Source organism: Micromonospora sp. DH14 (genome assembly GCF_029809455.1).
Taxonomy (GTDB): domain Bacteria; phylum Actinomycetota; class Actinomycetes; order Mycobacteriales; family Micromonosporaceae; genus Micromonospora; species Micromonospora parva.
In genome coordinates, this window is record NZ_JARVKT010000048.1 from 1 (window position 1) to 16,710 (window position 16,710).

At 69.8% G+C, this 16,710-nt stretch carries 19 protein-coding genes; 12 read left to right on the plus strand and 7 right to left on the minus strand.

What is annotated here, in order from left to right; all coding sequences use genetic code 11:
• The first annotated feature begins 134 nt into the window (after window positions 1-134).
• Both QCZ28_RS32505 and QCZ28_RS32510 read left to right on the plus strand, forming a co-directional pair.
• A complete protein-coding gene (locus QCZ28_RS32505; RefSeq protein ID WP_279520198.1) occupies window positions 135-1,046 on the plus strand; it encodes a GNAT family N-acetyltransferase in 912 nt (303 codons plus the stop codon).
• 19 nt (window positions 1,047-1,065) lie between these two features.
• Window positions 1,066-1,602, plus strand: coding sequence for an ATP-binding protein (locus tag QCZ28_RS32510; protein WP_279520199.1), 537 nt, complete (start codon window positions 1,066-1,068; stop codon window positions 1,600-1,602).
• A gap of 6 nt (window positions 1,603-1,608) precedes the next feature.
• Here QCZ28_RS32510 and QCZ28_RS32515 read toward each other — a convergent pair whose 3' ends face one another.
• Window positions 1,609-2,562, minus strand: a complete 954-nt coding sequence (locus tag QCZ28_RS32515; protein WP_279520201.1) for an NAD(P)-dependent alcohol dehydrogenase — start codon at window positions 2,560-2,562, stop codon at window positions 1,609-1,611.
• Between the two features lie 193 nt (window positions 2,563-2,755).
• Here QCZ28_RS32515 and QCZ28_RS32520 point away from each other — a divergent pair, with 193 nt between their 5' ends.
• Window positions 2,756-2,989, plus strand: coding sequence for a holin (locus tag QCZ28_RS32520; protein WP_030333742.1), 234 nt, complete (start codon window positions 2,756-2,758; stop codon window positions 2,987-2,989).
• A 78-nt stretch (window positions 2,990-3,067) separates the two neighbouring features.
• On the opposite strand, the gene QCZ28_RS32525 is transcribed toward QCZ28_RS32520, so the two are convergent.
• Window positions 3,068-3,844, minus strand: coding sequence for an Ig domain-containing protein (locus QCZ28_RS32525; protein WP_279520203.1), 777 nt, complete (start codon window positions 3,842-3,844; stop codon window positions 3,068-3,070).
• A 309-nt stretch (window positions 3,845-4,153) separates the two neighbouring features.
• Window positions 4,154-4,384: a hypothetical protein gene (locus tag QCZ28_RS32530; RefSeq protein ID WP_030333731.1), complete on the minus strand. Its 231-nt coding sequence runs from the start codon at window positions 4,382-4,384 to the stop codon at window positions 4,154-4,156.
• A gap of 168 nt (window positions 4,385-4,552) precedes the next feature.
• Between QCZ28_RS32530 and QCZ28_RS32535 the strand changes: the two genes are divergently transcribed.
• The 6 genes from QCZ28_RS32535 (at window position 4,553) to QCZ28_RS32560 (ending at window position 11,926) form a co-directional block, all read left to right on the plus strand.
• Window positions 4,553-5,776 carry a sensor histidine kinase gene (locus QCZ28_RS32535; protein ID WP_279520205.1) on the plus strand — a complete coding sequence of 408 codons (1,224 nt, stop codon included), beginning with the start codon at window positions 4,553-4,555 and terminating at the stop codon, window positions 5,774-5,776.
• Window positions 5,764-6,420, plus strand: coding sequence for a response regulator transcription factor (locus QCZ28_RS32540; RefSeq protein WP_279520207.1), 657 nt, complete (start codon window positions 5,764-5,766; stop codon window positions 6,418-6,420). The genes QCZ28_RS32535 and QCZ28_RS32540 overlap by 13 nt, the downstream gene beginning before the upstream one ends.
• Window positions 6,421-6,531: 111 nt before the next feature.
• A complete protein-coding gene (locus QCZ28_RS32545; RefSeq protein WP_279520235.1) occupies window positions 6,532-7,293 on the plus strand; it encodes an ABC transporter ATP-binding protein in 762 nt (253 codons plus the stop codon).
• The gene (locus QCZ28_RS32550) at window positions 7,290-9,758 is read left to right on the plus strand and encodes an FtsX-like permease family protein (protein ID WP_279520208.1); all 2,469 of its coding nucleotides are present in this window, start codon (window positions 7,290-7,292) and stop codon (window positions 9,756-9,758) included. Before QCZ28_RS32545 ends, QCZ28_RS32550 begins: the two co-directional genes overlap by 4 nt.
• Window positions 9,759-9,871: 113 nt before the next feature.
• Entirely contained in the window at window positions 9,872-11,077 is a 1,206-nt protein-coding gene (locus tag QCZ28_RS32555; protein ID WP_279520210.1) for a DUF418 domain-containing protein, read from the plus strand.
• 120 nt (window positions 11,078-11,197) lie between these two features.
• Complete coding sequence (locus QCZ28_RS32560; RefSeq protein WP_279520211.1) at window positions 11,198-11,926, plus strand: VOC family protein; 729 nt, start codon at window positions 11,198-11,200, stop codon at window positions 11,924-11,926.
• A gap of 57 nt (window positions 11,927-11,983) precedes the next feature.
• Here QCZ28_RS32560 and QCZ28_RS32565 read toward each other — a convergent pair whose 3' ends face one another.
• Genes QCZ28_RS32565 through QCZ28_RS32575 form a run of 3 tightly spaced genes read right to left on the minus strand, consistent with a single transcriptional unit; the run spans window position 11,984 to window position 12,548 of the window.
• Entirely contained in the window at window positions 11,984-12,157 is a 174-nt protein-coding gene (locus QCZ28_RS32565; RefSeq protein WP_279520213.1) for a hypothetical protein, read from the minus strand.
• The gene (locus tag QCZ28_RS32570; protein ID WP_088946984.1) at window positions 12,154-12,372 is read right to left on the minus strand and encodes a hypothetical protein; all 219 of its coding nucleotides are present in this window, start codon (window positions 12,370-12,372) and stop codon (window positions 12,154-12,156) included. The genes QCZ28_RS32565 and QCZ28_RS32570 overlap by 4 nt, the downstream gene beginning before the upstream one ends.
• Entirely contained in the window at window positions 12,369-12,548 is a 180-nt protein-coding gene (locus QCZ28_RS32575; protein ID WP_279520216.1) for a hypothetical protein, read from the minus strand. Before QCZ28_RS32575 ends, QCZ28_RS32570 begins: the two co-directional genes overlap by 4 nt.
• Before the next feature lie 406 nt (window positions 12,549-12,954).
• Between QCZ28_RS32575 and QCZ28_RS32580 the strand changes: the two genes are divergently transcribed.
• From QCZ28_RS32580 to QCZ28_RS32590, 3 genes are all read left to right on the plus strand, one after another.
• Window positions 12,955-14,082, plus strand: coding sequence for a helix-turn-helix transcriptional regulator (locus tag QCZ28_RS32580; RefSeq protein ID WP_279520217.1), 1,128 nt, complete (start codon window positions 12,955-12,957; stop codon window positions 14,080-14,082).
• On the plus strand, window positions 14,079-14,657 hold the full coding sequence (locus QCZ28_RS32585; protein WP_279520219.1) for an HD domain-containing protein: 579 nt from the start codon (window positions 14,079-14,081) through the stop codon (window positions 14,655-14,657). Before QCZ28_RS32580 ends, QCZ28_RS32585 begins: the two co-directional genes overlap by 4 nt.
• A 197-nt stretch (window positions 14,658-14,854) precedes the next feature.
• Complete coding sequence (locus QCZ28_RS32590) at window positions 14,855-15,193, plus strand: antibiotic biosynthesis monooxygenase (RefSeq protein WP_279520220.1); 339 nt, start codon at window positions 14,855-14,857, stop codon at window positions 15,191-15,193.
• A 66-nt stretch (window positions 15,194-15,259) separates the two neighbouring features.
• Here the strand turns inward: QCZ28_RS32590 and QCZ28_RS32595 are convergent, their stop codons facing one another.
• Window positions 15,260-16,459, minus strand: a complete 1,200-nt coding sequence (locus tag QCZ28_RS32595) for a low temperature requirement protein A (RefSeq protein WP_279520221.1) — start codon at window positions 16,457-16,459, stop codon at window positions 15,260-15,262.
• Window positions 16,460-16,710: the final 251 nt, after the last annotated feature.

Genomic DNA, 16,710 nt, shown 5'->3' on the forward strand with positions numbered 1-16,710 from the left:
AAACGCCGACTACGCGCTTGTCAGCAACAGACCGATCTCCTCGCCGGTTTCTTCGCCAGCACCGGCATGACCCTCGAACCCGAACCACCGAAATAGCCCGAACCTTGGCCCTTCAACCTCTGTAGCGTAGGCGGATGAGCGCTGTCTCGACGGCCGGGCTGCGCCTGCGGTTCTGCACCGATCCGGGCGAGTTCCTGGCCGTGGCGGGTGACCACCTGAGCGCCGATCCGGTCGTCAGCACGGTCGTGACGACCGTCGCGCACCGGCTGCTGTCGCAGCGGGCCGAGGGCATCCCACAGCCCGAGGGCAATTGGTGGTTGGTGGTCAGCGACAGCTCCGGCGTCGTGGTCGGCGCCGGGATGCGTACGGCACCGTATGCCCCCCACCCCCTGTTTCTGCTGCCCATGCCCGACGAGGCGTCCGTTGCGCTGGCTCACGCGCTGCACGAGCGCGAGGAGGAGGTACTCGCTGTCAACGGGGCACTGCCTGCCGTGGAACTGTGCGCCGCCGAGCTGGCCCGGCTCGGCGGCGGGCGAGTCCACATCACCCAGCACACCCGACTGCACGAGCTCGGCGAGCTGACGATGCCGCCACCGGTGCCGGGCGGCTTGACGGTCGCCACCGAGGACGATGTCGAGCTGGTCACGGACTGGTTCGCCGCGTTCATGGGCGACGCCGACGAACAGGCCGGCCGCCCGCGCGGCACCGGTGCCCACGAGATGCCCGACCGGGCGGACATGCTGCGCCGCCTCCACGCCGGACGGTTGTGGTTCTGGGTCGACGACACCGGAGAGCCGGTGCACCTCACCGGTGCCAACCCGCCGTCGTTCGGAGTGGCCCGGGTGGGCCCGGTGTACACCCCGCCCACCCAACGCGGACGAGGGTGGGCCAGCAACGCGGTCGCCGAGGTTTCCCGACGAATCCAGGCCGAGGGTGCGCGGGTCTGCCTGTTCACCGACCAGGCCAACCCGACCTCGAACAAGATCTACGCGGCGCTCGGCTACCGACCGGTCGTCGACATGGCCAACCTGGTCATTCGCCGCTGACGGCCGGAGGCGGGTGATGATGAGTCGACCAACACTGTTCCTGACTGTGGGACTCCCCTGCACCGGGAAGACCACTGCCGCTCGGCGCATCGAGATCGAGCGGGCAGCGCTCCGTCTCACGAAGGACGAATGGGTGAAGGCTCTCTACAGGCACGAGAATCCGCCGTCGGCGGGGGACGTGATCGAAGGACGGCTCATCCAGATCGGGCTACGCGCGCTGGAACTGGGCAACAACGTCGTGATCGACTACGGCCTCTGGAGTCGGAACGAGCGCACCGCGCTCCGCCAGGCAGCAGCAGACCGAGGCGCGCTGGTGGAGATGCGCTACTTCGAACTCACCCCGGCCGAGCAGCGGAGACGACGTGATCGGCGTCAAGCCGAAGCGCCACACACGACGTGGCCGATGTCCGACGACGAACTCGCCGAGTGGGCCGCCACCATCGAGATCCCAACGCGAGCCGAACTCGAAGGCAGTGAACCCCTTGACGATCCTCCGGCTGGATTCTCGACGTGGGACGAGTGGCGCGAACACCGCTGGCCGCCGTCGCTTTCCTGACGCCTGTCAGGTGAGGCTCACGACGACCTTCCCGAGGGCGCGTCCCTCGCCCACGTGGGCCAACGCCTCAGGGGTCTCGTCGAGCGTGAAGGCCCGGTCGATGTGGATGCCGAGGTCACCCGCTACGCAGAGATCCGCTACCGGTTCGAAGTGGGCCGGCCCTTCCCGGACGGCGAGCACGCCCAGCCGGCGGTTGCTGAACCGGCCGGCCATCGCGCCGACCGTCAGCACGCGCAGCACCGCCGGGACCGATCCGCCGACGCACCGGTAGCGGCCTCCGGGGGCCAGCGCCCGACGGTAGGCGAACACCGACCGGTACGCGATCAGATCGAGGATGAGATCGTACGGGCCGCCTCGGGTGAAGTCCCGGCTGCGGTAGTCGATCACCTCGTCCGCGCCGACGGACCGCATGAAGTCGAGCTTGCCCGCGTTGTCGACGCCTGTCACCTGGGCGCCGAGTCGTTTGGCCAACTGGATCGCGAACGCGCCGGATCCTCCGCCGGCGCCGTTGATCAGAACCCGGCTGCCGGCTACGGCACCGGCGGTGCCCTGCCGTGCGATCGCGCCCGCCTGTGGGATCGCCGATGCTTCGGCGAAGGTCAGGGCGGCGGGCTTGCGGGCCAGGACCGATTCGGGCGCGATCGCGTACTCGGCGAACCCACCCTTGAGCATGAGGTTGTCGCCGTACACCTCGTCACCGGGTCGGAACCGGGTGACGGCGGAACCCACCGCCTCGACCCGCCCGGCGATGTCCGAGCCGAGGGTTTGGCGTGCCGGGGAGCGCAGCCCACCGATGCGCGCATACAGCGGCGAACCCCGCAGCGCCTCCCAATCGCTCAGGTTCACCGAGGTCGCCACGATCTTGACGAGCACCTGTCGGGCAGCCGGAGAAGGCGTGGGGAGGTGCGCGATCCGCAACCCATCCGGGGATCCGTACCGGTCGTACACGACTGCTCTCACCTGGTACCACCAGCCTTCGGCGACAGTAGGCCAGCCGCGGTACCCGATGCGTTCAGGGCAGGCAGCCTACCCCTCCTGGCTAGCACGGCGGGACAACCGGCACCCGCGGACGGCGCGGCAAGCAGTAACAGCCTCTGACCAGGCATTCTTGGGATATGGACCGTCCGATGAACCTACCCCTGGAGGTACCACGATGTTCACCACGAAGTTCTGGAAGGCCACCGCCGAGCGGGCGGTGAAGAGCGCCGCGCAGGGTCTGTTGCTCTACTGGGGCGCTGACGTCGTGTTCAACGCATGGCAGGCGGACTGGGCGGCGGCCGGTGGAATCGCGTCCGGCGCGGCGGTGCTGTCGGTGCTCACCTCACTGGTGAGTGCGAAGGTGTCGGGAGAGGACGACTCGCCCAGCCTTGTCGGTGCCGAGCACTGACCCGCGGCAGCTGCGGACGGTCGCGCGTGGTGCGGCCGTCCGTCGCCATTCCGACACCGAGGGGGTTTGCTGGCCTGGTCAGCAGCGCGTGCAAGGGGCGTCTTTTCGGACACTCCAGGTGAAGGTGGTGCTGCCCTGTCCGCCCCCGTCGGCCGTGACCGTGACGTTGTAGGTGCCGATGGTGCTGAGCGTGCCGCTGATCAGGCCGGTCGAGGAGTTGATGGCCAGCCCGGGAGGCAGGCCGGTCGCCGACCAGGTGTACGACCCGCTCCCGCCGGTGGCCTGCATCTGCAGCGCCACGGAGTCCAGCTTGAGCATGCTCTGGGTACCCGGGTTGGTGACCGTCACCGCCCCGCTCGGCGGGGGTATCGGAATATCCGGTGGCGGGCACGTCAGGTATGTCGTCAGAGAGGTTGCCGATCTGGTGATGTACTCCGGACTTCCCGAAAGGAATTGGACGGTGGCGGTCGCTCGACCCGAGTAGTAGCCCGACTCGCAGAGCGTGCCCGGGTTGGTGACGCCAAGACCGAACAGGGTCACGTTGGTGTTCTGCCACACCTCGGTACGGCCGTTCACCGTCTGGCCGGGGCCACCGACCAGCCCGTGGTAGAGCAACTCCACGGTGAGGTCGACGCGACGCACCGGGCCGTCGCACTGGACAGTTCCGGTGAAGTTGACGGTCTTGGCGTCCGTCTTGCCTGGTGGGCTGTCCGGCGAGATCCACCCACAGTAGTGACCGTCGGACGCCACGGCGGACGCCGGCGTGGCGAAGCCCAGGGATGCGATGGACACGGCAGCCGCTGCCATCGCCAGCAGTAGGCGAGACCTGCTGCGACGCAAGAGTTCGACGTGCATCGATAAATGGTGCCACGGAGGCGTCGGAGTCGGCAATGGCCGATCCTTCGGCGCTCCAGTGACCCGGGCCGGGAGGGCATCTGCCGACCTTCGGCGAACCGTCCTGGCGGGGACCATCAGTGCCACGGCGGTCTCGGTGTTGTTCCGCTGATCGCGCTGGGTCAGTCCGCTTGCCCGCCGAAGCGCGGTTGGCTCATCCGGGGCGCTGCCGATGGGCTCGTCCACCCGGCCGGAGACCGGCTGGTGTGGCTGCTGCCACTGCTGGAACGGACCCCGAGCGACGTCAGGGCGGAGCTGTCTGACGTGCTGCTACGACTCGCGCACCCGGTTACGGCGGTGGTGGACGATCAGCGCGACCGCGCAGAGCAGCGCCACCAGCCCGAACCCGGAGCTGATCCACTGGTTGTCCGCCGCGGTTGACAGCACCACGTTGGCCGCCGCGCTGACGAAGAGCACCAGCCACAGCAGCGGGCGTAGCAGGCCGCCCGGCTTCTTCGTCGCGGCGACCGGGGCCTCGGTGATGCGGTACGGATCGGTCATGACTGCCTCCTTCGGCGAATGTTCCTCGACGCCGTCAACGCTAGGTAGGCGGCGCGGCGGTGACGATCCCGCCAGCTCGACGACAGTGGTGCAGCAGGCTGTACCTTCCGCGCCGGGCGTTGCTGGGCGTGGCCTGCGGTGGCCTATGTTGGCGGGGGAGGTGGGTCGATGGGGTACGTGCGGGGGCGGGTTCGCGCCTCGGTCGCCGCCCTGGAGCACCTCGTCGGAGGGTTGGGCACCGCCACGCTGGCGCTGGGCGCGCTGCTCTGGGCGGCGATCGTGGCGGTGGCCTCCGTGGGCGGGGTGGGGTTGCTGGCGGCGCCCGGTGCGTTGCGGGCGGTGCGCTGGGTGAGCGACCGCGAGCGCGCCCGACTGTCCCGCTCGGGCGAGCCGATCCCCACGCCGGGGCCGGTGCCGACCGGGTTGCGGACGGCGACGCGCGATCCGTTCGTGCGCCGGGAGCTCGGCTGGGTCGGGCTGTACTCGCTCATCGGCCTGGTGGCCGGGCTGGTCGGCGTCGCGCTGCCGCTCTATGCGGTGCAGGACGCCACCTTCCCGCTGTGGTACCGGCTGGTTCCCCCCGACGCCGCGCCGGGGATCGTCTGGTGGCGCGTCGACGACCTGTCCGACGCGCTCTGGGTCGGGGTGCTCGGGGTGGGTTGGCTGGCAGCCGCGATCTGGTTCAGCCCGCTCCTGGCCCGTCTCCAGGCGTGGCCGGGTCGGTGGCTGCTGCCTCCGCCGCCGGGTGTCGACCTGTCGTTGCGGGTGGCCGAGCTGACCGCCACCCGCGCTGCGGCGCTGGACGCCCACGCTGTCGAGCTGCGCCGGATCGAACGGTCGTTGCACGACGGCACCCAGAACCGGTTGGTGGCGGTCAACGTGTTGCTGGGTGCCGCGCGGCGGGCCGTGCGCCGCAATCCGGACCGCGCCGACGAGATCCTCGGGCAGGCGCAGGACGCCGCGGAACAGGCACTCGGCGAGCTGCGTACGGTGGTGCGCGGGATCCTGCCGCCGGTGCTGGACGACCGGGGTCTCGCCGGCGCGTTGGCGGGCCTGGCCGGCAGCTGCGCGGTGCCCTGCCGACTGGAGGTGGACGTGGCCGTGCGGTGCGCGGCCTCGGTCGAGGCCACCGCCTACTTCGTGGTGGCCGAGGCGCTGACCAACGTCGTCCGGCACAGCGGTGCGAGCCGGGTGGACGTGGCCGTGCGCCGCGAGCACGGCCGGCTGCTGGTGAGCATCGAGGACGACGGGCACGGCGACGCGGACGAGACGCGTGGCTCAGGGCTCACCGGTATCCGGCGGCGGGTCGAGGCGTACGACGGTCGGATGACGCTGACGAGCCCACCGGGAGGGCCGACGAGGATGGACGTGGAGCTGCCATGCGGATCGTGATCGCCGAGGACGACCCGCTGCTGCGTGAGGGTTTGGCGCTGCTGCTGCGGGCGGAGGATCTGGACGTGGTCGCCACGGCCGGCACTCCGGGCGAGTTTCTGGTCGCCGTCGACGACCATGCGCCGGACGTCGCGATCGTCGACGTACGGATGCCTCCGACCCACACCGACGAGGGCATCGTGGCCGCGGTGGAGGCACGGCGGCGGCGCCCCGGCCTCGCGGTGCTGGTCCTGTCGGCGTACGTGGAGCAGGCGTTCGCCACCGACCTGTTCTCGGTCGGCGCCGTCGGGCTCGGTTACCTGCTGAAGGAGCGGGTGGGCCGGGTCGAGGAGTTCCTCACCGCGCTGCACCGTGTCGCGGACGGCGGCAGCGTGATCGACCCGGAGGTGGTGGCGCAGTTGCTCGCCCGCAACCGCCGGACGGACACGGCGCTGAGCGAGCTGTCGCCGCGTGAGCGTGAGGTGCTGGGGCTGATGGCCGAAGGGCTTGGCAACAGCGCGATCGCCGAGCGGCTGTTCGTCACCGACGGCGCGGTGCACAAGCACATCCGCAGCATCTTCTCGAAGCTTCAGCTGCCACCGGACGACAGCGCCGACCGGCGGGTGACCGCCGTGCTGCGCTACCTGGACGGCGATCGGCGGTAGCGCCTGCTGTACCCGGACCTGGCAGCTCACGGGATGGTTGCCGTTCTCCCACGTCAATAGCGTTTCTGGTGCGCGCAGTTCTTGCCGATGACACGGAGAGAGGCCACCAGGATGCCGGACTATCCGGGACAGACAACCGAAGCGGCGGTACGCGTCGAACACCTCACCCGCGTGTACGACGCCGGCCGTAACCAGGTGACTGCGCTCGCGGGCCTCGACGTCCGTTTCGACAGGGGCACGTTCACGGCGGTGATGGGGCCCTCGGGCTCCGGCAAGAGCACGCTGCTGCAGACCGCGGCCGGGCTCGACCGGCCCACCTCCGGTCGGGTGGTGATCGGAGGCACCGACCTGTCCGGGCTGTCCGAGACCCGCCTGACCGAGCTGCGTCGTACCCGGATCGGGTTCGTCTTCCAGGCGTTCAACCTGATCGGCGCGCTCACCGTCGAGGAGAACATCGTGCTGCCCCTGCGCCTGGCCGGCGTCCGCCCGGACCGGGCCTGGCTGACCCGGGTGGTCGAGCGGGTCGGCCTCACCGACCGACTGCACCACCGGCCGGCTGCGCTCTCCGGCGGCCAGCAGCAGCGGGTGGCGATCGCCCGCGCGCTGGCCACCCGCCCCGAGGTGATCTTCTGCGATGAGCCGACCGGCGCTCTCGATTCCCGCAGCGCGGCGGAGGTGCTGACGCTGCTGCGCGCGGTCGTGGACGAGCACGGCCTGACCGTGGTGATGGTGACCCACGACCCGATCGCCGCGTCGTACGCGGACCGCGTGCTCGTGTTGGCCGACGGTGCGATCGTCGCCGACCTTCCGCAGCTCGGCGCCGCCGGTATCGCCGAGCACCTGGCGTCGCTGGATCGGCGGGTCCTCCGATGACCGGGCTCGCCGCCCGCCTGCTGCGGCACCGCGCCGGTCCCGCCGCCGCCACCCTGCTGGCCCTGGTCGCCGGTGTGCTGATCCTGGTGGCGATGGGCACCCTCGTCGAGTCCGGGCTGCGTTTCCGAGCGGAGCCACGGCTCTGGGCGGCGGCCGACGTGGTCGTCGCCAACCGCACCGTCAGCCACACGTTCAAGGAGTTCGGCGACACCACCACGAGCACCGTCGCGCTGCCCGAGGGCGGCACGGTGGACGCGGCGGTGGTGGACCGGATCCGCCAGGTGCCGGGCGTCGCGGCCGTCGCTGGCGACGACGCGGTGGTGATCGGCTCCCCCGCCGCCGTGGGCCACGGGTGGGACACGTACTCCTTCACCGGTCGTCGGATCGCCGCGGGTGCCGCGCCACGGGCCGACGACGAGGTCCTGGTCGACACCCGGTTCGGCGTGGCACCCGGCGACCGCATCGACCTGGTCGTCGGCGGGGTCGGGCGGTCGTACCTGGTGAGCGGGACCGCCGAGACCGGTACGGCGGCGGTGTTCTTCACCGACGCGCAGGCCGCCCGGTTGTCCGCCCACCCGGGCCGGGTGGATGCGATCGGCGTGCGGATGGTGCCCGGCGCCGACGTCGGCGCGGTGCGCGAGATCGCGTCGGCGGCCGGCGCCACGACGTACGCCGGGAACGACCGTGGCAGCGTCGAGCAGTCGGACAGCCTGGCCGCCCGCACGTTGCTGGTCGAGGCGGGATCGGCTTTCGGGGGGTACGTCGTCCTGCTGATCATCTCCGTGGTGGCCGGCACCATCGGGCTGTCCGTCCGGCACCGTCGACGTGACCTGGCGTTGCTGCGCGCGGTGGCGGCGACGCCGGGGCAGGTGCGCCGCATGCTGATCGCCGAGGCGGCGCTGCTCGCCCTGGTCGGCTCTGCGGTCGGCGGACCGGCCGGCCTGCTGGCGGCCCGCTGGGTGCACGGCGAGCTGGTCGAGCGGGGATTCGTGCCGGCCACCTTCCCGATGGCCGGCGGCCTGTTCGCGGTGCCGGCCGCCGTCGGTACGGCGGTCCTCGTGGCGGTGCTCGCCGCGTTGGTCGCCGCCCGGCGGGTCACCGGGATCAAGCCGATCGAGGCGCTCGGCGAGATCGCCGTCGAGCCCCGGCGTAGCGGCCGGGTGCGGCTGATCGCCGGCGTGCTGACGCTGGCGGCGGCCGGCACCTCCGGGGCGTTCACCCTCGGTGCGGGCGGGTCGACCGGGGCACTGGCCGGCGCGGTCGGCATGTTGTACCTGTTCGTCATCGCCGTGGCGCTGCTCGCACCGAGGATCAACGCGTACGCGGCACGCCTGCTCACACCGTTGTTGCCGCGGGTGTGGCGGGTCAGCGGCTACCTGGCCGCGGCCAACCTGCGGGCCAACGCGCAGGGCATGGCGACGGTCCTGACCGCCCTGGTGCTGTCCGTGGGGTTCGGCGGCTCGGTCTGGTTCCTCCAGACCAACCTGGAACGGCAGACCACCACGCAGAGCAGCGCGGGAACCCTCGCTGAGCGGGTCGTTGTCGCCCCGGGTGGGCTGCCGGCGGACGCGGCGCGGGAGATCCGCGAGTTGACCGGGGTACGGGCGGCCACCGGTGTGCGCCGTACCCAGGTGGTGGTGCGGGCGTTGGGCGGCATCGAGCCGGTCGGCGCGCAGTCGGTCGACTCGGCGGGTGTCACGTCGACGATGAACCTCGCCGTGCGCGCGGGCAACCTGGCCGACCTGCGCGCGGGCACCGTCGCCGTGTCCGCGACGCAGGCGTCCTCGTCCGGCTGGGACGTCGGCGACAAGGCGGAACTCTGGCTGGGCGACGGCACCCCGGTCAGTTTGGACGTCATCGCGATCTACGGCCGTGGCCTCGGCTTCGGCGACGTCACACTGGCTGCCGAGACGGTCGCCGGCCACACGGCCGCGAACACCACCGACGAGGTCCTGGTCAGCGCCGGCCCGGAGGCCGACACCGCCTTGGCCGCGTGGTCGGCTGGGAAACCGGGCACCGAGGTTCTCGACGCCGCCACCCGTACCCGCCTGATCAGCACCGATCTGGCTCTCGGCGCCTGGCTGAACCGGCTGCTGATCGGCGTGATGGTGGGGTACGCGGCGCTGGCGGCGGCCACCACGATGGTGATGGCCGCGCTGGCCCGCCGCCGCGAGTTGGCGTTGCTGCAACTGGCCGGGGTCACCCGCCGGCAGATTCGCGCGATGGTCCAGGCCGAGCAGGCCGGGTTGCTCGGCACCGCGGTGCTGATCGGCGCGACGATCGCGGTGCTGACCCTGAGCGCGATCGTCAACGGACTGACCGGCAGCCCGATCCCGTACGTCCCGCCGCTCGGTGGGGTGGCGGTGCTCGGCGGCACGACGCTGCTGGCGCTGGCGACCACCGTGTGGCCCGTCCGACGGCTGCTCGGCGCCCCTCCGATCGACAACATCGGGGTGAAGGAGTAGGGCCTGCCCCACCGGCGATGTTCCCGCTCACCGGCTGTCACCGGGATCTGCCGCTTCATAGGGTCGGAGGGAGCCATCGAATTCGATCTACTGTTCGCTACGGGGGTAGCCGCGTGAAGTTCTCCATCGAAGACCCGCCAGTCGTGAATGAAGGGCCGCCCGGGCCGTCCTCCCGGATCGCCGCCGTCGACGGGCTGCGCGCCGTGGCGCTGCTCCTCATCCTGATTGTCAACATCGCCTTCTTCGCCTCCGGCTATCCCTTCCATCTGGTGCCGGATCCCGCGCACGACTCGTGGGGCGACCAGGCGATCCTGTGGCTTGTCGAACTGCTCTTCACGATGAAGGCGTACCTGCTCTTCTCCTTCCTGTTCGGCTACAGCTTCACGCTCCAACTCGACTCCGCCGCCCGGCGCGGCGTCGATTTCACCCCCCGGTTCCGGCGACGGTTGGCCGGGCTCTTCGTGCTCGGCATTCTGCACGCGGTGCTGCTGTTCCAGGGCGACATCCTGACCACGTACGCGTTGCTCGGCCTGGTCCTGCTCGCCATGCGACGGGTCGCCGTCGGGACCGCGCTGCGCGCCGCCGTCCTGCTGACCGCCGGGATCGGCTTCGTCCTCGCGCTCGCCGCCGTCGGCGGGACCCAGCTGGTCACCGATCCGGCGACGGCACTGGCGGCGGGGCAGCGATCCACCGAGGCGCTACAGGGCGGAGTCGGGTCGGTGATCACCGAGCACGTACGGCAACTGCCGGCGATGGTCGGCACGCTCCTCGTGCAGGGGCCGCTCGCCCTCTCGGCCTTCCTCTTCGGTTACGCGGCCGGGCGGCGCCGGCTGCTCACCGACGTCGTCGGAAACCGGCAGCTCCTGCGCCGGGTGCAGCAACTGGGTTATCCGATCGGCCTGGCGGGTGCGGTGATCTTCGCCTCGGGCGGGGGCACCGCCAACCTGACCGGGCTGACGGCGGGCGTCCTCACCGCGCCGCTGCTCGCCGCCGCGTACGCCGCCACCCTTCTCCGCTTTTTCCAGACCAACCGGGGACGGCGGGTGGTCGCCGTACTCGCACCGGCCGGACGGATGTCCCTGTCGAACTACCTGGGTCAATCGCTGCTCTGTGTGCTGGTCTTCACCGGCGTCGGACTGGGCCTTGCCGGCACCGTCGCACCCGCGGTCGTCCTCGTCATCGCGGTCGCCATCTATGGTGCGCAGCTCGCCGCCAGCGCGGCGTGGATGGCTCGGTTCCGGTACGGACCGATGGAGTGGCTGTTGCGGGCCTGGACCGAGCAGCGGTGGCCACAGCTCCGCGCCGCCGACCCGGCCTGACGGCCGTGTCCAGCTCGCCACCGTCGTTGCGCTCCGGGTCATCAGCCGAACGGATGGCCGGAGGCGATGATCGGCTATTTCCATGTGCGACGGACACCCCGCGACGCTTAGGAAGGAGGCATGACCAACGAGCGGACCGTTCCCCTGCTGCCGTGCGCATCCATCGACGACATCGAAGCCTTCTACGGAGTTCTCGGCTTCCACACCACGTACAAACAACGCAAGCCCAACCCGTGCGTGGGGGTGCAGCGCGAGGACATCGACCTGCAGTTCTTCGAGATCGCCGGATTCGACCCGGAGCAGTCCTACGGCTCCTGTCTCGTAATCACCCCGGACATCGAGGGACTACACCGAGCATTCGCAACCGGCATGCGCGCCGCGTACGGCAAGGTGCTGGTGTCCGGAACGCCGCGGATGACCCGGCCCAGGGCGCGGAAGAACGCCGACGGGTTGGGCGGATTCAGCGTCATCGACCCGGGCGGCAACTGGATCCGCGTCTTCCGGGACCCCACCGCCGCCGCCACCGCCCCCGTGCCGGCCGCCGCGCCTGCCGGGCGGCTGGCCAAAGCCCTGGCGAACGCCGTCGTACAGGCCGACTCCAGGGGAAGCGTCAGCCAGGCGGTTCGGATCCTGGACAGCGCGTTGGCCCGCCCGCAGGCCGACGACGACCCGGTCGAGCAGGTAGAGGTCCTGGTCTACCGCGCCGAACTCGCGATGGTGCTGCACGACCCGAAGACCGCGGCCGAACTGCTGGCCCGCGCCCAGTCCGTCACCCTCACCGACGACGAATCAGAAAGGGCGGCACCCGCGTTCGACAACGCCGCCGAACTCGCAACAGCACTGCGCTGACTCACCACGTCTGTTCGACTGGCGCGGTTGCTGTACTTCGCTGCCGTGCTGCTGGCGTCAGACGAGGCGTTGGATGCGGACCTTCGGGCGCTCGTTCCTCAGGTGGCCGTGCTTGTGCTGGCGAACCTGTTCGTCCCAGACCTCCTGGTCGTAGTCCGGGTCCGGTGGGATCCACTTGTGCGAGCCGTCGCTGTAGTGGAACTTCTCGTCGCCAGACCGGAGGATGCTCACCGAAGCCAGCCGAGGAAGCGTCTGTGCAGTGCACCCGCCGGCACCCAGGTCAGATCCTCGGAGGCCCGCACCAGCTGGGCACCCAGGTAGAGAGCCAGTGAGATCGGAGCGTCGTCGAACTCGGCGCGTAGCTCGCGCTGCCGTGTGCGGCAGGGCCAGGGGGCATCGCAACCGCCGCAGCTCCAGATCGGCAGCACCGGGCCGTGCGTGGTCATGCGCGGCCTCCGAGCAGCGCCGCCGTCATCGACCGCGCCTGCTGGCAGGTGGCCCAGTCCACCTGCCAGCACGGGTACGGCGTCAGCCGCGACCACCACGCCCGACAACCGGTGCACAGACCGTCCTCGCCCGGCAGATGCACGACCAGGATTTGCCGTTCCGCCTCGTTGCTCACTGCTCCTCCTCGGCGGGCCAGTGCCCCCGGTTTATCGGAATCCGGTGTCGGCTGCGACAGGGCAATTCCGCCCCACAGCGGCAGATCCAGCTCCACTTCCGCCACGACCACGCCGGGCGGTGTCGCCGTGCCAGGGTCATCGCGACGGCGATCAGATACTGGTCGTAGGTCACTCGCCGCCACGGTGGTGTCCTGTCCCGCATCACTGGCTCCCTCCACCGGGCAGCACTCCATGACCGACCCCGAAACGACGGGACCGGATCTGCAACGTTCGGTAACTGCGACGCTACGATCACGACGGCGGTGGTTGGACTCACCCGCAGTACGAGTGAGCGGGCGAGATGAGCTGCCGCAGCGGTGGGTTTCACGGCGAAACGTCGACCACGGGTCAACGTAGGGATGACGCATGAGAGGCCACGGAAGATCAGCACCGCATCGCGGCGAGGTGACCGGCTACCTGTTCAAGCTGATCCGGGAGTCCATCCCGCTCACGCAGGAGCAGCTCGCTGTCGACCTGAACGTCGATCGTGTGACCGTGCAGAGCTGGGAATCCGGGCGCCGACCCTTCACCGCGGTACCGCTCGGGCAGGCGATCGCCGTCCGATGCCGGCTCGGACGGCTCGGCGCGAACACACTCCTGCTCGCAGCACTTGACGACGCCGCCGAGGCGGATCTCATCCTTGCCGCCGTCCTCGACGAACAGGTGGAGCGCTGCGACATCGCCGAGCAGCCGCTGGGCTGGTCCGTCCTCACCCACCGTCTGACCGACTTGATCCTCTGGGCTGCCCTCGGGCAGACACCGACCATCGCCAGAGGCCTACCCATCGCCCGGCCCCGGCGGGGTCCAGTCGCATCCGGCCCGACCCTGCCAATGGACGAGCAGCGTGCGTTCTTCACTCAGCTTCGCGTGCTCGCCGACCGCGCCGCAGCCGGACGGCATCGGAACATGTTGCTGCACCGGCAAGCCTGCTTCCTTGCCGGCATGGACCCCACCAGGGCAGCAGCAGGTTGGCTCACCCAGACCACCGCCCGAGCACACCGGATGACCACCTTCCGCACCTGGTCACCGCTGTGGTCCGACGCCCGCTCCGTCGTCACGTCTCTCGCTAATCAGGGCGACCCGGAACCGTTACGAGACTTCATCGCTCGCGCACATCCCGATGACGCCTGCGAGCGAGCGGCCCTCAACTACTCGGCCTACTGGGTGGGCGAGATCCCATACCGCCACCGCGACGACTCCTTCATGCCAAAAGCGCTCGCTGACTGGCACGGGTCGGTCCTTCTCCGGCATCTGGTCCATCGCCTCGAACCTGGGCATCCCTTCGTGGACCTCAACATTCACAATGTCTGGGCTCTGCTGACCGCACGACGCGGTCTCGCGCTCGACAACCCCGCCCCGACTCGGGCACTCCTCGACCGCAGCGTCTCGCTCCTGGACAGTGACCGGATCTCCGCGCAGTCGCGGCAGGAACTAGCCTCTATCGTCTACAGCCTGCGGGCGGACGGACTCACCGGCACAGGGACGGGCAGATGACCGACGATCACGACGCCGCCGGAGCGATGAACTTCATCTTCGAAGCTGGCGTCCTCAAACGCGCCGCTCGGACCGGCTGGTGGTTCGCCGGCGTCAAGCAACCCGAGTCCATCGCCGAGCACTCCTTCCGAACGGCGCTCATCGGAATGATGCTCGCCGCCATGGAGGGCGCCGATCCAGCGCGAGTGTCGATGCTCTGCACCCTGCACGACACCCAGGAAACCCGCATCACCGACATCCCGCACATCGCGAAGCGCTACCTCACCGCCGTACCCAACACCGCCGTCACCGCCGACCAGGTCGCCGCCTGTCCCCCAGCCGTCGCCGATGTCATCACCGCCGCAGTCGCCGAATACGAGGCTGGCGAGACACCAGAAGCTGTCGTCGCTCGCGACGCCGACAAGCTGGAATGCCTCGTCCAAGCCGTCGAGTACCGCCATCAGGGCATCGACAACGTGCAGCGCTGGATCGACAGCTCACGAGCCGCGCTCAAGACCGCCAGCGCCCACCGCCTTGCCGACGCCGCCCTCAGCGGACAACCCCTGGCCTGGCTCACACCCCCAGCGCAGGAGTAAACGTTCAACACCGGCGTTGTGGAGGAGCGGCAGGGCGTAGCCGATCAAAACAGGCGACCCACTCGCTCGGGAGCTGTCGGCCCATCTTTGGTTTTGCACCAGCGCCGGCTCACGTAGCCACATCGGTCAGCGACAGATCAGTATGCTCGAGGCCGCAGAAATCGCTTCCGTTGCGAGGCGCTTTCTGCGCTCGTCGCATGAACCCGATCACCTTGCCGCCGCTTCAGGGAGTTGCTGTGTCGTACGGCTACATCGCATCGATGAAAGCCAAGCCGGGTTGCCGGGATGACGTCGTGGACATCCTGCTGAGCGGCGCTGATGGCCTGCGCTCGGTCGGATGCGACCTGTACGTCGTGAGCGTCTCGGACACCGACGACGTCACGATCTGGGTGAGTGAGGTGTGGCAGAGCAAGGAGAAGCACGACGCCTCGTTGCAGCTCCCCGAGACCAGGGCGGCGATCGGCAAGGCCATGCCGATGCTCACGGGCGAGTTCACCAGCCAAGAGGTAACAGTGGTGGGAGGCCTGGGCGTGTAGGCCCGTGGTCGCCGTCTCCCTGGTTGCCCGGCGAGTCGACCTCGTTCAATGGGTGCCGGGTACGCGTCAGCGTGGCGGCGAGGCCTCCTCCAGTGGACGTCCATGGGCTCGGGTCGTGTCGGAGACGGCAATGCCGAGCAGGACGGCGGCTGCTGCTGCGGCGACCCCGAGGGGCGGTAGGCCGACCATGATCGGTGCCATGGCCGCGAGGACGAGGATCCCGATCGGCCGCGGCCAGGACACTCGGGCGAAGGCCACGTACTCGAATACTGAGCGCCCGGCGAGGTAGAGCGCAGGCCCTCCGAGGATGGCTCCGACCCAGGCGGGTTTGGCGTCTCCGGATGGGTCGATGAGGACGAGTTCGGAGCCGGCTGAGGTGGCGAGGATGCCGGACACCATGAGCAGGTGCGCGAGCTCGGCCAACCGACCGAGCCGGCCCGGGTCGGCGGATGCCGCGATGGCCTCGCCCAGGATCTGGCCGGCTCGGTAGAAGTAGATCCGCCACAGCAACACCGTGGTGAGGAACGACAAGGTAAGGGCCATCGTTCGTTCAGGCACGATCGGGCCGCGGAGAAGACTCGACCCGGAGGTCAGGATCGTCTCGCCAAGCGCGACAATGACAAGCTGCCAGTAGCGTTCGGCCAGGTGCTCGCCCGCGACGGCCCACGGGGACACCCGCGAGCGGCCCAGCCCTGGTATCGGCCAGCCGAGCCTGGCCCCCAGGTAGTCGATCGCCAGGGCCACCGTCCACAGCGAGTTGCGCGTCAGCTCGGGGGCGAAGGCTCCGGCGAGCCACGGTACGGCCGAAGCACTGAACCAGATGAGCGCCAACATATTGACGCGGCGCAGATTGTGACCGCGCACGATGCCCACGAAGAAGAGGGTGCGGCCCACCTGAATCGCGACGTAGGTGCTCGCGAAGAGCATGCCGGTGTCGGCGAGAGCCCCCGAAATCGCGACCGCCATGAGCAGGCTTCCGTACATCGTCGCGACGACAACGAACTGGATCGGCGGCTGGAACGGATCGAATCTGCTGGTCACCCATGCCGTCTGGGTCCAGATCCACCAGAGGGCCAGAAGCAGCAGCAGAGTCTCGCCGTTCTCCGCGAGGGAGGTGGTCAACCGCTCGGCGACGTGACCCCTGGTGTAGTCCAACACCAACTCGTGCACAATCCGGGTGAGCGCGAAGACATAGACGAGATCGAAGAACAGTTCCAGGAAAGTCGGCCGCTGCGGACTCTCCCGCCTGCGCAGCAGGTTGGCCACTCTGTTACTCGTCACCCGGCCCGCTCGCTTCGTCGGCTAGTCGCTGAAGCAGTCGTACCACGTTGCCGCCGCGCTTACGGACAAAAGACGCACCCGCGATGGAGGATGTTGCAGCTTGCTGGAGCGGGACCTGCCTGTCGGGCCGCACCCGGAGACGTTCCACGGCGGAGCGCGCACCGCCGGTCCCACGCCATCCCCGCACACTGGTAGCCGTCGTCTGCCAGTCCAGGCAAATCAATATAATTTCTCTA

Bases quoted from the DNA above. Each gene is read 5' to 3' on its own strand.
- QCZ28_RS32505 (WP_279520198.1), top strand. From the start codon at position 135: ATGAGCGCTGTCTCGACGGCCGGGCTGCGCCTGCGGTTCTGCACCGAT.
- QCZ28_RS32510 (WP_279520199.1), top strand. From the start codon at position 1,066: ATGAGTCGACCAACACTGTTCCTGACTGTGGGACTCCCCTGCACCGGG.
- QCZ28_RS32520 (WP_030333742.1), top strand. From the start codon at position 2,756: ATGTTCACCACGAAGTTCTGGAAGGCCACCGCCGAGCGGGCGGTGAAG.
- QCZ28_RS32525 (WP_279520203.1), bottom strand. From the start codon at position 3,844: ATGCACGTCGAACTCTTGCGTCGCAGCAGGTCTCGCCTACTGCTGGCG.
- QCZ28_RS32530 (WP_030333731.1), bottom strand. From the start codon at position 4,384: ATGACCGATCCGTACCGCATCACCGAGGCCCCGGTCGCCGCGACGAAG.
- QCZ28_RS32535 (WP_279520205.1), top strand. From the start codon at position 4,553: ATGGGGTACGTGCGGGGGCGGGTTCGCGCCTCGGTCGCCGCCCTGGAG.
- QCZ28_RS32540 (WP_279520207.1), top strand. From the start codon at position 5,764: ATGCGGATCGTGATCGCCGAGGACGACCCGCTGCTGCGTGAGGGTTTG.
- QCZ28_RS32545 (WP_279520235.1), top strand. From the start codon at position 6,532: ATGCCGGACTATCCGGGACAGACAACCGAAGCGGCGGTACGCGTCGAA.
- QCZ28_RS32550 (WP_279520208.1), top strand. From the start codon at position 7,290: ATGACCGGGCTCGCCGCCCGCCTGCTGCGGCACCGCGCCGGTCCCGCC.
- QCZ28_RS32560 (WP_279520211.1), top strand. From the start codon at position 11,198: ATGACCAACGAGCGGACCGTTCCCCTGCTGCCGTGCGCATCCATCGAC.
- QCZ28_RS32570 (WP_088946984.1), bottom strand. From the start codon at position 12,372: ATGACCACGCACGGCCCGGTGCTGCCGATCTGGAGCTGCGGCGGTTGC.
- QCZ28_RS32580 (WP_279520217.1), top strand. From the start codon at position 12,955: ATGAGAGGCCACGGAAGATCAGCACCGCATCGCGGCGAGGTGACCGGC.
- QCZ28_RS32585 (WP_279520219.1), top strand. From the start codon at position 14,079: ATGACCGACGATCACGACGCCGCCGGAGCGATGAACTTCATCTTCGAA.
- QCZ28_RS32590 (WP_279520220.1), top strand. From the start codon at position 14,855: ATGAACCCGATCACCTTGCCGCCGCTTCAGGGAGTTGCTGTGTCGTAC.